This window comes from Natrinema soli (assembly GCF_028618695.1).
Map to the genome: position 1 here is coordinate 1 of NZ_JAQIVI010000616.1, position 14576 is coordinate 14576.

General features: G+C 64.8%; 12 protein-coding genes. 4 read left to right on the plus strand and 8 right to left on the minus strand.

Going from position 1 to position 14576, the window contains the following annotated elements; genetic code table 11:
• Positions 1 to 221 precede the first annotated feature (221 nt).
• The 3 genes from PGX04_RS28005 to PGX04_RS28015 all read right to left on the minus strand — a co-directional run bounded on the left by PGX04_RS28005 (position 222) and on the right by PGX04_RS28015 (position 3207).
• Positions 222 to 791: a DUF7344 domain-containing protein gene (locus PGX04_RS28005; protein ID WP_273741484.1), complete on the minus strand. Its 570-nt coding sequence runs from the start codon at positions 789 to 791 to the stop codon at positions 222 to 224.
• A 410-nt stretch (positions 792 to 1201) separates the two neighbouring features.
• A complete protein-coding gene (locus tag PGX04_RS28010) occupies positions 1202 to 1900 on the minus strand; it encodes a helix-turn-helix domain-containing protein (RefSeq protein WP_273741485.1) in 699 nt (232 codons plus the stop codon).
• 374 nt (positions 1901 to 2274) lie between these two features.
• Positions 2275 to 3207: an HhH-GPD family protein gene (locus PGX04_RS28015; protein ID WP_273741486.1), complete on the minus strand. Its 933-nt coding sequence runs from the start codon at positions 3205 to 3207 to the stop codon at positions 2275 to 2277.
• 124 nt (positions 3208 to 3331) lie between these two features.
• Here PGX04_RS28015 and PGX04_RS28020 point away from each other — a divergent pair, with 124 nt between their 5' ends.
• Entirely contained in the window at positions 3332 to 3655 is a 324-nt protein-coding gene (locus PGX04_RS28020; RefSeq protein ID WP_180841645.1) for a ribbon-helix-helix protein, read from the plus strand.
• Between the two features lie 433 nt (positions 3656 to 4088).
• Here the strand turns inward: PGX04_RS28020 and PGX04_RS28025 are convergent, their stop codons facing one another.
• Together PGX04_RS28025 and han are read right to left on the minus strand one after the other, a co-directional pair.
• Entirely contained in the window at positions 4089 to 7847 is a 3759-nt protein-coding gene (locus tag PGX04_RS28025; RefSeq protein WP_273741487.1) for a glycoside hydrolase family 97 N-terminal domain-containing protein, read from the minus strand.
• A gap of 225 nt (positions 7848 to 8072) precedes the next feature.
• Positions 8073 to 9977 carry a Hef-associated nuclease gene (gene han / locus PGX04_RS28030; RefSeq protein WP_273741488.1) on the minus strand — a complete coding sequence of 635 codons (1905 nt, stop codon included), beginning with the start codon at positions 9975 to 9977 and terminating at the stop codon, positions 8073 to 8075.
• 177 nt (positions 9978 to 10154) lie between these two features.
• Between han and PGX04_RS28035 the strand changes: the two genes are divergently transcribed.
• The 3 genes from PGX04_RS28035 to PGX04_RS28045 all read left to right on the plus strand — a co-directional run bounded on the left by PGX04_RS28035 (position 10155) and on the right by PGX04_RS28045 (position 11666).
• On the plus strand, positions 10155 to 10565 hold the full coding sequence (locus tag PGX04_RS28035) for a MaoC/PaaZ C-terminal domain-containing protein (protein WP_273741489.1): 411 nt from the start codon (positions 10155 to 10157) through the stop codon (positions 10563 to 10565).
• A 71-nt stretch (positions 10566 to 10636) separates the two neighbouring features.
• Positions 10637 to 11134: a Mov34/MPN/PAD-1 family protein gene (locus PGX04_RS28040; RefSeq protein WP_226041979.1), complete on the plus strand. Its 498-nt coding sequence runs from the start codon at positions 10637 to 10639 to the stop codon at positions 11132 to 11134.
• A 100-nt stretch (positions 11135 to 11234) separates the two neighbouring features.
• A complete protein-coding gene (locus PGX04_RS28045; protein ID WP_273741490.1) occupies positions 11235 to 11666 on the plus strand; it encodes an FAD synthase family protein in 432 nt (143 codons plus the stop codon).
• A gap of 117 nt (positions 11667 to 11783) precedes the next feature.
• Here PGX04_RS28045 and PGX04_RS28050 read toward each other — a convergent pair whose 3' ends face one another.
• From PGX04_RS28050 to PGX04_RS28060, 3 genes are all read right to left on the minus strand, one after another.
• Positions 11784 to 11939 carry a hypothetical protein gene (locus PGX04_RS28050; protein WP_273741491.1) on the minus strand — a complete coding sequence of 52 codons (156 nt, stop codon included), beginning with the start codon at positions 11937 to 11939 and terminating at the stop codon, positions 11784 to 11786.
• Positions 11940 to 12064: 125 nt separating this feature from the next.
• Complete coding sequence (gene ilvD, locus PGX04_RS28055; protein ID WP_273741492.1) at positions 12065 to 13792, minus strand: dihydroxy-acid dehydratase; 1728 nt, start codon at positions 13790 to 13792, stop codon at positions 12065 to 12067.
• 214 nt (positions 13793 to 14006) lie between these two features.
• The coding region (locus PGX04_RS28060) for a glycosyltransferase family 2 protein (protein WP_273741493.1) at positions 14007 to 14576 on the minus strand (570 nt) is incomplete at its 5' end.

The window sequence follows — 14576 nt, forward strand, 5'->3', positions numbered from 1 at the left end:
CTAGCGACACGCCGATCGTCGCCGCCGCGACCATCGGCTGGCTCGCCTGCGCGCTGCCCAGCCCGCAAGACTTTTCGGTCGCCTTTCACGTCAACCGGCTCCTCGAGCGGTCCCGCGAAACGAACGCGATCGCGCCGTCCCGCGCCGATTGACGGTCGTCGCTCGACTATCGCGTTCGGAGAACACCGGAGCGGTATCGTCGGAACGGCCCTGCTGAAACGCTATCGGCGGAACACGCCGGTCGACCACGCGTGTATACCCGTCACGGTAGCGAACGCGACGAGAACGAGTCCCGCACCGACGAGTCCGGAAACCGGAACGATCCCCGCCGCGATGGTCCCGAGAAGCAGCCCACAGAGGGCGATTGTCGCCGCGTACCGTCGCGGCCACCGTTCGGATGACGGGGGCTGATGCGGGGGATCGAGACAGGGACGCAGCCGTGCCACGAGTGGCGTCGGCTCGACCCACCCGCGGTCTTTGTCGTAGTTGACGATCCCGTGATTGTCGAGTTTCGGCAAGTGAGATTGATACAGCGAAATATAGACCCGCTGGCGCTCGCTGGAACTCAGGTTTTCGATGGCCGTCTCTTGCTCCCAGGCGGCGACCTGTTCGGCGAGGTCTCGTAACCGGACCCGCCCGCCCTCGTCGTGGAGGTACCGGAGCACGTCCCGACGGCGCTTCGTCTGAAGGAGGTGGTAAATATCGTCGAGTGACAGATCAGCCGGACCGTCGACGGCATCGGATGCGTGCGGTGATTCACCGACGGCATCCGCCTGACTGCGTTCGATCACTCGAATTCACGACTGACAGTATTATTGTTCAACAGATAAAACTATGCACTCGTTGACCCGTAGGATCGGTCGTTCGGCGACAAAAACGGTGTGTGGGTCGTGAGACGACCCGTCACGGATCCGGTACCAGCGCGGTCACACAGCCACGAATGACCGCACATCGTGAGTGAGCACGGGTGATCTACCGGCGTCACAGCGCTTCTCGGTGTTTCGGCCGGTCGGCATCACGCCGACATCCTATTGTTTCTCTTTCCAATATTAAAGCTACCTATTGGGACAAATACGACGATAGTCGGGAGAGAATAAGACGATTATAAGAAATAGGGACAGGATCTGGATACGGCGACAATACCGTCGGTTCGGGACGATGAATTCACCGTAGTCGTGTACTCGAGCAACGGGCGGACCGATCAGGGATCTATCTCCATCGGTGCAGTTCGCTCGGACAGTTCCGCGCTGACGAGGGCGGCGTGACTCCGCCGGAGCCGTTCCGAGAGCGCCTGATGTGAGACGTCGAGCTCCGCGGCCAACTCCTTGAGCGTCACTCCCCTCGGGACGTCGAAGTAGCCGAGCTCGTGGGCCTTGCAGATCGTCTCGTACTGCGTTTCGGTCAGGGGTGTTTGCGCGCTCGCGAGATCGTCGATACCGCTGATTCGGGTGACGGCGGCCCGGTACTCGTATTGCTCGAACAGCTCGTGACACGCCGACACCGATTCCCGATCGTCGAACAGCAACTTCAGCATCCAACGCCCGTTCGCTCCTCGAGCCGTCAGGATCGCGCCGTCGGTCTCGGTGACGATCTGTTCGAGGAGTTTCACGCCGTCTCCGAACTCGAGTCGGAACAACCAGCGATCGTTCTGACCGGGCGTCACACCATCGTCCGCCGAGGACTCGTCAGCGTCGTCGGCGATGCTCGCGATCACTTCGACCGAGGAATCTGCCTCGAGCGCCTGCTCGACCGTCTCGCGGTCCGGACCGTTCGTCCAGACGAGCGGTGACGAGCCACCGATCATCCCACCGACCTGAAACTCGAACGTCGACACTCGATCGAACGTCCGGGCGAAGCCGAGTCGCGCAGCCGGAATCTCGAGTTCGACGACTGTGGTCATCACCGAAGTCCACCACGAAGACGTATAGACGGGTTTGGTTTCCGGTAGCCTTTCCCGCCACCCAATTCCGATGACTGTCGCGTTCGCCGAACCCTTTAGTTAACTAATAGTCGTATTGAAAGGGAAATGAGGTGCGATCAGTGGCTTTCACAACAGCCGATCTCGTTTCGCGAGACGAGAATCAGCTCCTCGGTGCCGAATTTTCGGGCCGACGAAACGGCCGAACGGGATCGAAACGGATTCCGAGAGCGTTCTCAATTCCTGTGATTCCCGGGTAGCTACAAGTATCACAGCACCGTCGTTTCACCTGGCCAAAGGGAATCTGGCCGACAGGGAATGCAGGCTGTCCGGCGTTATTTTCCGTGAGACGCGTTCTACCGTCGAAGCCGTGCGATAGGAGTGCCACCGTCGCGGTCGAACTCGACCAGTCCGTCCGACTCGAGATCGGCTACTATCCCCTCGAGCCACTCCCGTCCGTACTCGCCGTCGGGGGTGTAGTCGACGCGGACGCGGTGACCGAGGGTATCCACGTCGAGCTCGTCGTACTCCCGGAGGGTGGCGATCACGCGGCCGCGGAACTGCCGGCGGCTCCCCTCGAAACTCGGCTGGGTTGGGACGTCCGGAGCGGTGAAGTCGCCGGTCGCGTAGGCCCCACACCACTCGCGCCACGGACAACCCGCCTCGTCGCAGTGGGGCGTCTGCTCGCAGGCGACGCCGCCGAGTTCCATGATCGCGTTGTTCCAGACTCGAGACCGGCCGTCGGGCATGAGTTCGCTCGCGGCCTCCTCGAAGGCCGCGTCGTCGTCCGGGACGTCGAAGGCCCGATAGAGGACGCGTTTGACGTTCGTGTCGACGACTGCGTCGCCGTTGTTAAAGGCGAAGCTCGCGACCGCGTTGGCGGTGTACGGACCGACGCCCATCAGCTCCTGCAGCTCCTCGGGCGTTTCGGGGAACTCGCCGTCGTACTCCTCCTCGACCTGCCCGGCGGCCTCGTGCAGGTACTTTGCCCGGTTGTTGTATCCGAGACTGTGGTCCGTCCAGAAGCCCACGACGTCGGCGCGATCGGCGTCGGCCAGCTCGGCGGTCGTCGGCCAGCGCTCGAGGAACTCCTCCCAGGCCTCGACGACGCGGCCCAGTTGGGTCTGCTGACTCATCACCTCGCTGACGAGGATTTCGTAGGGATCGTCGGTCCGCCGCCACGGAAAGTCGCGGTGATCGTCCTCGTACCACCCGATCAACGCCTCGCGAACGGCCGCTGGGTCGTCGGGTAACGCCCACTCGTCGGCCGGTACCTCGGCATCACTCATCGGTCCCGCTAGCGACTGCGACGCCTTACTGGTGGCGGTCCGGACCGACTCGACTGCGTCCGCGAACACGTCCCAACAGGCCGACCACGAAAGGTCTATCCGACGCGCTCGAGTCCCCTCCCGTATGAGCCTCGACGACCTCACCGACGAAGTGACTGACTCCTACACCGGTATCGGCGACGACCTCACCGTCTCGCTCGATCGCGAAACGCGCAACGAACTCGCCTTGCTCGAGACCGCCTTAGAGCCCGAGGAGACGGACGAACTGGTCCGTCGGGCGATCCACATGCTCTTCCAGTCGACCGTCGACACCGGCAAGCTAGATTTCCAACTGCGGTCGGCTTACGACGTGACCTATGATGAATATCTTTCGGGGATGACCTTCGAGGAGATGACCGGTGCGGATCAGTATCCGTCGATGGACGACGAGCGACGGTATCAGTTCTAGCGACCGAGAGACTACTTCCGACTCACCGGCACACCAACACGTTCCGTTGTCGGTTCGATCGTGGTGGTAATATGCATTCTAGTCCCACAGCATAATTCAACCCTCATAATAGGTGAGCTTATCAGTGCTCAGTCCCTCGAGTCGAACATGGCAATCAGTAATCATTCACTCGAATCCGAATACCATTGTCCAGAATGTGCGGGATCGCTCTCGACTCAGTACGAGTCACTCACCTGTAACGACTGTGGCTACACGCCGCGTCACGGCGCTGACTAAGCGAGGCTCTCGTTGCATCGGTTCGATTACGACCGTTCTCGAGGTGTGTTCGTCGCTACTCCGTTCTTTCTGAGACGGTGAGGGGAAGATCCGCGCGTCGCGGTTGAGTGCGGGCCCCCGCCGCTTCCCGCTTCGAGTTCACGCGATCGATTTCCGATTAGGCGTCGCTCAGCGGGACGAACGGTAGCGTCGCCCGCTCGTCCGCCGAGTAGGCCAGCGCCTCGGTCTGAGCGACATCCGCGGACGTCACCAGATCCATCACGCGCGGTGCGTTCTCGGCCGCGCCGGGGATAGCACCGCCGAACACGTACGCTTCGGCGTCTTCGGCGACGGGACGGAGCGAGCCTCGATCCTCGGACTGGACCATCGCGACGACTTCCAGGTCCGAGATATCGGTCCCGCCGAACGCCGCCCGATCGACGGCGAGCGTCACGGTGTTCGCGTCGGTGTCCACGTCGTCCCGGATCGCGATCTCGGCACCGTCGGCGTCGGTCAGCGAGTTCCCCCCGGCGTCGACCCCGCTCTTCGTGAAGCCGCTGACCTCGAGGCGGTAGTGCCAGGCCGACTCGAAGTCGGCGGCCAGACCGATATCACCGACTTCGGACGTCGAGCCACCGTCCGCGTTCGGATCGCGGAGCCACAGCACGAACATGTGTGGCGAGAAGCCGCGATCGCTTCCGAAGGCGTTGTTCAGGGTCTCGACCGCGAAGGTGAACTGGACCCTGCTCGCGGTCCGGGTCACCTCGAACGACCGGAGGTCGAAGACGCCGTCCGCGAACGCGTCGGGGGTTGGATACGTGTACTCCCCAGGACCGTGGTCATCATCGCTCGGATCGGTGATCGACGCGACTGTTTCCGGCGGCGTTACCGTTACCGTTCGGCTGGCGAGGGGCTCCCCCTCGAGCGTCCGGACGGTCACCTCGTAGGTTCCCGCTTCGTCGATCGTCGCACCGAACGCGAACGTTCCCTCGTCCGTTCCCGGTCCGAAGCGGACGTTCTCGAGCGCGACGACGCCGCCGTCGACGACGAGTTCCACGTTCGTTCCGCCGACGTAGTCGCCGTCGTTGGAGCCGGTCGCGGCGACGAACGGCTCCCGCACGAACGTCTCCGCATCGATCGACACGTCGATGTCCTGCGAGGGCCGCTCGTAGTCCGGGAGCGTCTCGAGGTCCTCCCGCGTCGCCGGGCGGAGCCGAACGGCGGTGCCGCCCGAGCCGACCGTCGATGCCAGCAGCGTCGTCGAGTCGTCGACGACGGCCTCGTCGATGCGAACGGCCTCGAGTTCGTCGTCGTAGCCGGCGTCAATGCCGTCGGCGTATATCTCGGCGACGTACTTGCCTTTCGCGTGGCCCTTTCCGTGACCGTTTCCGCGGCCCGTTTCGTGATCTCGGCTCCGTTCGTGTCCCCTCCCCGGTTCCTTCTCGTGGCCGCGCCGTCGACCGGGTCCGGACTCGAGGAAGTCGAGCGGCACCTCGAGCGCGCGACCGTGCTCGTCGGTCATCGCGCCGACGTACCACTCCTCGCCGCGCTGCCGGGCGGTGATCATGTACTCGCCGATCGAGGAGTCGATAACTCGCGTCTCGTCCCACCCCGCTGCCGGGACGTCCTCGATGAACTGGAACGCGGGGACGGTCGGCCCGGTGATCGGCGGCTCCTCGGGTTCGGGCATCGACGCGCCTCGTTCCGTGACGGCGATCGAATCGAGGTTGAAGCCGCCGGTGTCCTCGTCGGTTAGCGTGAGGGAGAGTTCGGTATCGCCGGACTCGAGCGAGACGGCCGTCGCCGTCGCGGTCCAGACGTCCCAGTAGTCCGTTCCGGGAATCGATAGCTGCTCGACCGGCTCCCCGTCGACCCGGAGCGTGGCCGTCGCATCGACGCCCTGGGCGAGCCCGTTGTCGGCCTCGTAGTTGGCGACTCGGAGGTGGACGTCGTACTCGCCGGCGTCGGCGTCCTCGAGGGTCCAGCTGACCGTCTCACCGCTGTCGACGCTGGTGGCGGCGAACGGAACGTACGCCTCGCCCTGCGCGTTGGCCCACTCGGACTGCGTGACGAAGCCGTCCAGTTCGGCGTGCTGGGCCTGGGCGACCTCGCCGACCTCGAGAGTGGCGGGCCGGTCGGCCAGGTACGAACTCGGGAGGTCGGCAACCATCTGGAGCCCACTGAAGTAGGTCGGATACATCGCGAGCTGTTTGGCCCGCGTGGTCTCGATACCACCGGAGCCGGAGTCCGTGTCGAAGATGCCGGGCGTGTACTCGACGGGGCCGCCGAGCATGCGCGTGAACGGGAATGTCACGTGATGGCTGGGGCTGACGTCGCCGAACGCGTCGTACTCCTGTCCCTTCACGCCCTCGCGAGTCATCAGGTTGGGGTAGGTTCGGCGACGACCCGTCGGGTGGATCGGCTCGTGAACGTCGAGCATCTGCCGATTCGCCGCCGCCGTCTCCGCGACCAGCGTGTGGTGGTTGACCAGCACCTGATTGTGGTGATTGTAGCCCTCGCCGGCCAGATTTCCGCTGTCGGCGACGTAGCCGTTCTTGATCGTCCGGATGCCGAGGTCGTCGTACAACCCGAACGCCTCGTCGAGCTGTGACTCGTAGTTGTGGAAGTCCCCCGCCGTCTCGTTGTGCATCGTCATCCGCGTCGGCGGCTCGAGGCTCGCGCCGTAGTCGGTCACTTCCTCGAGATCGAAGTCGGGATACGACGCCGTGAAGTCGAGGTCGCTCCCGTCGCCCGGGTAGCTCGACCAGCCCTGATTCCAGCCCTCGACGAGCACGCCGGGGATGTCGTGCTCGCTCGCGAAGTCCATGTACTGCTTTGCCCGGCCGGTCTGCGCGCCGTGGTTGCCGGTCCGTGGACCCTGGTACTCCCAGTCGGCGCGGCCGGTGATCATCAGCCACCAGACGCCGATGAACTTCTGGGGTTCGATCCAGTCGACGCCCTGCGTGAAGACGTCGTCGCTGTAGTCCTCGTTGAGGTTGACGATGAGGTTCGATTCGACGAGATCGCCCGGCCGCCTGCCGAGTTGAATCGTCCGCCACGGCGTCAGGTGGGGCGCGGACGCCGACACCTTCGTCCCGTCGGGAAGCGGCGCGAGCGTCGACTCGAAGGCGGTCTTACCGCTCTCCTGGGGCGCGATCGCCAGCGACGCGTAGTCGTCGAGGGTCGCCTCGTGGACGCTGACGTAGTGATCGTCGTCGGTCCGCATCGTCATCGGCGTGTGAACGCCGTCGAACTCGCCGCCCAGATCCGACTCGAGCGTCGGTTCGATCTCGCTCAGCGACGTCTCCTCGTACTCGACCTCGAAGTTGTTGTAGTCGTTGGGGATCCACCACGAGTCGTAGTCGTCAGCGAAGGAGTACTCGGTCCGCTCGGCGGTGATGACGAACTGCTCGCCGAAGCGCTCGTCGAAGAGGAACCGGAACCCGACCCCGTCGTCGAATACCCGCGCCTCGAGGGTGCCGCCCCGGCCCGGACTCGCGGTCTCCTCGAGACCGAGTCGGAGTTCGGCGTAGCGCTCCTCGATCTCGTCGTACCGGTCCCAGACCGGTTCCCAGGTGGTATCGACCGTCGTCCGCTCGCTCCCCGTGACGGTGATATCGGATGCGTCGTCCCCGACGGCGAAGGCCGGCTGATTCCGGAACTCGAACCCGAGTCGCGAGGCGTCGACGACGGTCGTCCCCTCGAACGAGACGCTGTACGTCGGCGTCCCGCCGGCGACGTCGATGCCGAGGGTCACGCTCCCGTCCGGTGATGACACCGTCTGCGTCGTCGAATCGTCGCCCCCGTCGACCGGCGAAGCGGCGTCCGCGGAAACGTTCAGCGAGTAGGCCGTCGCCGCGAACAGCGATGCCATGCCGCCGAGCAGTCCGCGCCGTCGATACCGTCCGAATGTTTGGTGTGATCTTTCATCAACCATGCGCACTCGTACGTCCTGATACGTCTACTAAAAATTTACTACGGTTCGGAGTACCGTCAACTCCCGAATCGAGGTAGTCACACGGAGACAGCGAGGACGGCTCGAGCGCGACGCAGAGCGGCCTTTTCCGGAAATTTACAGGTATATCGATCCACAGGTGAACGGATAGCGGTCGCTATCCAGTTGACAGACTCGGAACGACTGACGAAATAGGCGCTCGCGCGCTCAGTCGTCGATCGGCGCTGCACTCGAGAGCGCTTCGTCGATGTCGGCTTCGGCCATCTTCTCGACCAGGGCGTCGATCACTTCCTCGCGCTTGCCGGTGACGAACTTGATCGAGCCGACGACGAGGTGGCCGCCGCCGGAGACGCCGCCGCCCGCGATTTCGGCCTCGAGTTCCGAGACCATGTTCGGAATGTCCAGTCGAACGCCATCGGAGCGCAGGACGGCGAAGTCAGGGCCGTAGCCGACCGTAATGACCGGGTCGCCGGTCTCCTCAATCTTGCGGTCGTGGATCTCGCCCGTGGTCTTCCCCGGCGCGGGGTACGTAAATCGGTGGGCGTAGTTCTCGACGTCGATCCGGTAGAGGTGGGCTCCGTTCGCGAGCGTCTCGTGCTCGAGATGGGGCATCGCGGCGTCGAGTTGTTCGTCGACTTCCTCGCGGCCGCGGTCGGCGAAGAAATCGACGAGGTCGCGGTGGCGCTCTTCGTCGTCGCTGTCGACCTGCAGCAGGTCCTGAATCAGCTGGTCGCCGGAGTTGTAGCGCAGCCAGAAGGCGGCGTAGTCGAGCGCCTCGCTGACGTCCTGGAGGCGATCCTCGTCGTACCCTTCCTCGGCGGCGAGATCGATGTAGTCGTCCATCGCGTCGGCCTTCGATCGGTCCGAGAGACCGGCGACGGCGGGGACGTGGCGGAGTTCGTCGCCCAGGTCGGGGTAGATCATCCGCGCGAGTTCGACGCAGAGCATCCCCGTCGTGATCCGGTAGTCCTCGTCGTGGAGGTACGGATTGACGTGGGCGTCGAGCAGGTCCTCGACCGCGTCTGGATCGGGGTGGTGGTGGTCGACCGTGACGATCGGGATATCGTAGTGGGCCAGCGTCTCGTAGGCCGGCACGTCCTCGGCCGTCGAGCCGTTGTCCAGCATGAGGAGAAGCGGCAGTTGCTGGCCGTGTTTCTCGCGGTCCTCGAGCGCGAAGTTCAGGTCCCGCGTGGCGTCTTCCATCTCGTAGAAGGGGGCCTTCGCGGGGAGGCGCTTGATGAGGTGGCGCGGCGCGTTCTCGTCCTCGTGAACCTCGGCGATGAACCGCTGGAGCGCGATCTGAACCGGCACGGCGGCACACATGCCGTCGCCGTCGGCGTGATGGCGCACGCGGATCGGACGCCCCTCGAGCACCGTCCGGCGGAGCAGCTGGGCGACTTCCTCGAGGTCGGACCGGAGTTTCTCGAACGCCGGCCAGTCGATCAGCGGTTCGACGTCGTGGGGTTCGGCGCGGGTTTCGAGGGCGACCTCGAGACGGTCGCGAGCCTCGGCGGCGTCCTCGCCCTCGAGTTTCGAGAGGCCGTCAACCTCGATCTGGACCGAGCCTTCGCGGTGTTCCGGCGTTCCCGTTACGCGGACGACGTCGCCGACTTCGATGGTGGGGTAGGCGCGGACGCCGGCCTCCTCGAAAGCGGCACAGGGGACGACACCGTTCTCGTCGGCGACGTGGAAAATCGTCGGCCCGCCGGTCTGTTTGACCTGCGTCACCACGCCCTCGAGGTGGATCTGTTCGCCCACGGTCGCCTCGAGACGGTCGGTTCCGGTCAGGGAGTAGTCGTGAGAGACCGTCTCGAGCGCGTAGTCGTCGACGTCGACCGGCTCGAAGGCGAGGTCGCCGTTCTCGCGGACGCTTTCGAGTTCGACGACGAGTTCGTCGCCGACGCCGTAGGTGCCCTCGAGAACCGATTCGTGGACGAGTCCGGAGACTGAGTCGGAGAGATCGACGAAGACGCCGTAATCGACGATGCCGTTGATCTCGGCGAGATAGGAGCGGCCGGTCTCAACGTCTTCAGCGGTACAATCGGGAGCGAGATCGTAGACGACGGAATCCCCGTCGTCTGCGCCGGGTTCCCCGGCGGAGTCACGCGTCATCTTGAGTCGTAGCTTGGGGGTGGTCGCGTATAACCCTTGTCAAGAAGCGATGGCGTCTCGAGTCGGCGTTTTCGGCACACGGTCCCGCGGCGCTCGAGTTCTCGCTGCTGCATCACGGTTGCGAGAGCCACCGTTGCAACCGGTAGCTACACAAGCGATCCTCCAGACCGTCCGTCTATGGAGATTTCGCACCCACCGGAGGAGGGCGACGAGTACACCGTCGAACGGACGTTCGATCACGAGGACGTTCGCGAGTTCGGTGACATCTCGGGTGACCGACAGCCGATCCACACCGAACCCGACGAGGCCGGTCGGCTGACCGTTCAGGGGTTGCTCACGGCGACGCTCCCGACGAAGATCGGCGGCGACCTCAACTACATCGCTCGAGGCATGGAGTTCGAGTTCGTCGAACCCGTTTACACCGGCGAGCGGATCCGCTGTACCGTTCGACTCGAGTCGGTAACTGAGCGCGACGGCTACTACGACGTGGGGAGTGCAGCGGTCTGTGAGAACGAGGACGGCGAGGACGTGATGCGAGCCGAGATCGACGGTCTCATTCCGAAAGATGCGATTCCGGCCGACGAATAGGGGTGTACTGGAGGTTCGAGGCGAACCGGCGCATCGGAACGTTTAGCAACCGCAAGGCCGCAGGTGGGTGTATGGGGCTGTTCGACGCGCTGTTCCGCTCGAGCGAGATCCTCGGTATCGCCGAGGAGACCCTCGAGTTCGCCCTCGAATCCTCGGAGGCGTCCCACCCGAACGAGTACATGGGGTTTCTCCGGGGGACCGAGGCCGAGCGCCTGGATCTGGACCGGGAGGGCCTGGTCATCACGGATATCCTCGTGGTGCCCGGCACCGAGTCCAACAGCGTCAGTGCGACCGTCAAGACGAGCCAGATTCCCAACGACGTGAAGGCGCTGGGGAGCATCCACTCCCACCCGAACGGCGTGATCAGCCCGAGCAACGCGGATCTGGACACGTTCGGTCGCGGGAGCGTCCACGTCATCATCGGCGCGCCCTACCGCCGAACGGACTGGAAGGCGTTCGATTCGCAGGGCAAGCCGACGCAGCTCACAGTGATCGACGTCGATCTCCCCGAGACCGAGGACTTCTTCGATTTCACGCAGGCGGATATCGACGAGGAACTTCGACGATGAGACCCGCTATACTCGAGACGATGCTATCAGTGACTACCGCACCGATTACGACGGGATCGACACGGAAGGCGTCCGCCGCCGAACGGGGGGCGAGGGGGCGATGACGCGGACGGTCATCGCCCAGGGAACGTTCGACATCCTCCATCCCGGCCACGTCCACTACCTCGATGCGGCCGCCGCGATGGGCGACGAGCTGTACGTCATCGTCGCCCGCCAGACGAACGTCGACCACAAGGAGGCGCCGATCTGCCCCGCGACGCAACGGCGGGATGTCGTCGGCGCGCTCGAGGCCGTCGACGAAGCGATACTCGGTCACGAGGAGGACATCTTCGTCCCGATCGAGGAGATCGATCCCGACGTGATCGCGCTCGGCCACGACCAGCACCACGACGACGAGGCCATCGCGGCCGAACTCGAGCGCCGCGGGATCGACTGTTCGGTCCGCCGGGCGAGTGCGCTGGAACCGGACGACGACGAGCAACTGCTCTCGACCCGACTGATCATCGACCGGATCCTCGAACGACGCAGGTGAGCGGTCGCTCGAGCGGAATCGGTCGTCTAATCGAGCGGAATCGGATATCCGATCGAACGGAGATGGCCGTCTCGAGTCGCGGCCGGTGGGCCGATCCCGTTTAGTCGCCGATCCCATTCAGTTTTCGAGGATGACCGGCGGCGGGAGACGGAGCGAATCGACCGTGTGCCCCGTCTCCACGAAGTGTTCGATCGCCTTTTCCGAGACCTCCGCTTCGGTGTAGCCGTCGGCGGTGCTGATCTGCCAGTCACACTCGAGACAGTACTTATTCATCGGTCGGTCTAACTGGTAATCGATCACAAAGGCGGGAAAGACTCGTGCAGGAAATCGAAGGGAGTGGTATCGCGAAGCCGTCACCCGACTGGGTGAGCCGATACAGCCGGGCACGCGTCTGCCGATCAGTCCTCTTTAACGCCAGGGTTGGTCACGGCACCGTTAGCGGCCGACCCGAAGTCACGACCGAACTTCGCCAGGACGCCGGTCTCGTAGTTGGGTTCGGGTCGGTCCCACGCCTCGCGGCGCGCCTCGAGTTCCTCGTCGCTGACGTCGACCGCGAGGGTGCGATCCTCGATGTCGATGGTGATCACGTCGCCGTCCTCGATGAGACCGATGGGGCCGCCGGCGAACGCCTCGGGGGCGACGTGGCCGATCGAGAACCCGCGCGTGGCGCCGGAGAAACGCCCGTCGGTGATGAGCGCGACGTCTTCGGCGTGGCCCTGGCCGGCGACCGCGCTCGTGACGCCCAGCATCTCGCGCATGCCGGGCCCGCCCTGTGGCCCCTCGTTCCGGATGACGATCACGTCGCCGCTCTCGACGCGCCCCTCCTGGACGTACGCCATGGCGGTTTCCTCGTCCTCGAAGACGCGGACGGGTCCCTCGTGGTGGAGTTCGTCGTCGCCCGTGACCTTGAGGACCGAGCCGCCGGGTGCGAGGTTTCCGGTCAGAATGCGGATCGCCCCCTGCTCGTTCTTCGGCTCGTCGACGGTGTAGAGGAAGTCGGCGTCGAGGTCCTCGATCGCCGGCGGATCGACTCGCTCAAGTTCCTCGCCGATCGTGTTCCCCGTGACCGTCAGCGCGTCGCCGTGGAGCAGGCCCGCCTCGTAGAGGGCGTTCAGGACGACAGGGACGCCGCCGACCTCGTGGAGGTCCTGCATGACCCGCGTGCCGCCGGGCTGCAGGTTTGCGATCTTCGGGGTACGCCGGCTGATCTCGTCGAACTCCTCGATGGAGAGGTCGATGCCGGCTTCGGCGGCCATCGCCAGCAGGTGCAAGACGGCGTTGGTCGAGCCGCCGAAGGCGACCTGTAGCGCGATGGCGTTCTCGAACGACTCCTTGCTGAGGAAGTCGGACGGTTTGCGCTGTACGTCGACGACCTCGACGGCGAGTTCGCCGGCCTCGCGGGCGACCTCGTAGCGCGCGTCGTCCTCGGCGAGCGGGCTGGCGCTACCCAGCGGCGCGAATCCGAGCGCCTCCGAGATCGAGGCCATCGTGTTGGCAGTGAACATGCCGCCACAGGAGCCCGCGCCGGGACAGGCGTTTCGCTCCATCTCGTCGAGTTCCTCGCTTTCCATCTCGCCGTCGGCGACGGCACCGACGCCCTCGAAGAGGTTCTGGACGGTGATCTCCCGGCCCTCGTGCTCGCCGGGCATGATCGACCCGCCGTAGCAGAAGACCGAGGGGAGGTCCGTCCGAATCGAAGCCATCATCATTCCGGGCATGTTCTTGTCACAGCCGCCGATGGTGACCAGTCCGTCCATGCGCTCGCCGAAGGAGACGAGTTCGACGGAGTCGGCGATGAGTTCTCGAGAGATCAGGGACGCCTTCATCCCCTCCGTCCCCATCGAGATGGCGTCGGAGATGGTGATCGTGCCGAACTCGATGGGCATCCCGCCGGCCTCGTCGACGCCCTCGAGCGCCGCGCCGGCGACGTCGTCCAGGTGGACGTTACACGGCGTGATGTCGGCCGCCGGATTCGGGACGCCGATCATCGGCGCGCCGAAGTCCTCGTCGTCGAACCCCATGGCGCGGAACATCGCGCGGTGTGGGGCCTTGTCCGGTCCCTCCGTCACTTCGCGACTCCGCAACTGCTCGTCTTTCCCGTAGTCGAACCGATCGTCGCTGCTCATGGTCGGATCTTGCGTCGAAGGGGCATAAGTCGTCCTTTCCCGGTCAATCGTTCGTGGCGATCCGGCTCCGCCGAACCGATTCGGTCCGTGTGCCGGGGATTCGTGTGTCGGAACCGCTGTCGACTAGCTGCCATCTCCGTTGGGATTCCGGTCACCCGGTCGGAGACGGCTCGACCATCTCGGAATCCCCTCTCAATTCGATCGGCGAATTCTCTCAGAAGTAGTTTCGAGTCGGCGACAGACCGGGCAGTACGTACTCGAGGTAGCCGACGAGATACGTCCAGCAGAGTCGCGCGTAGCCGACTCGTTCCTGCCGGCGAGTCGACGTGTCGACGGGACAGGTGTGGTCGTACGCGACGGTTCCCTCGCGGCGCAGTCGCAGCGAGAGGTCCGTGTCCTCAAGAAATCCCAGGGAGTCGTCGAAGCCGCCGATCGCCTCGAACGCCGTCCGCCGAACGCTACAGTTACAACCGGGCTGCTGGACGAAGCCGACCGGCCAACACGCGCGATACCACCAGTCCGAGAGGAGCCGAAAGCACGCTCGGTGACGGAGTCCGTCCTCGAGCGGCCGGAGCGGTCCGCCGACGCCCACGACGACGGGGGTGACGTAATGTCGGTAGTGGCGTCGAATCCACGACGCCGGGACGACCGTATCGCCGTCGGTGAACAGGAGGATTTCGCCGCCGGCGACGGCTGCACCTCGATTTCTGGCCGCCCCGGGCCCCTCCCCGCGGTCGTCGACGACCACCCGGTCGACGGCCGGATGGGTGCGAGCGACCCGCAC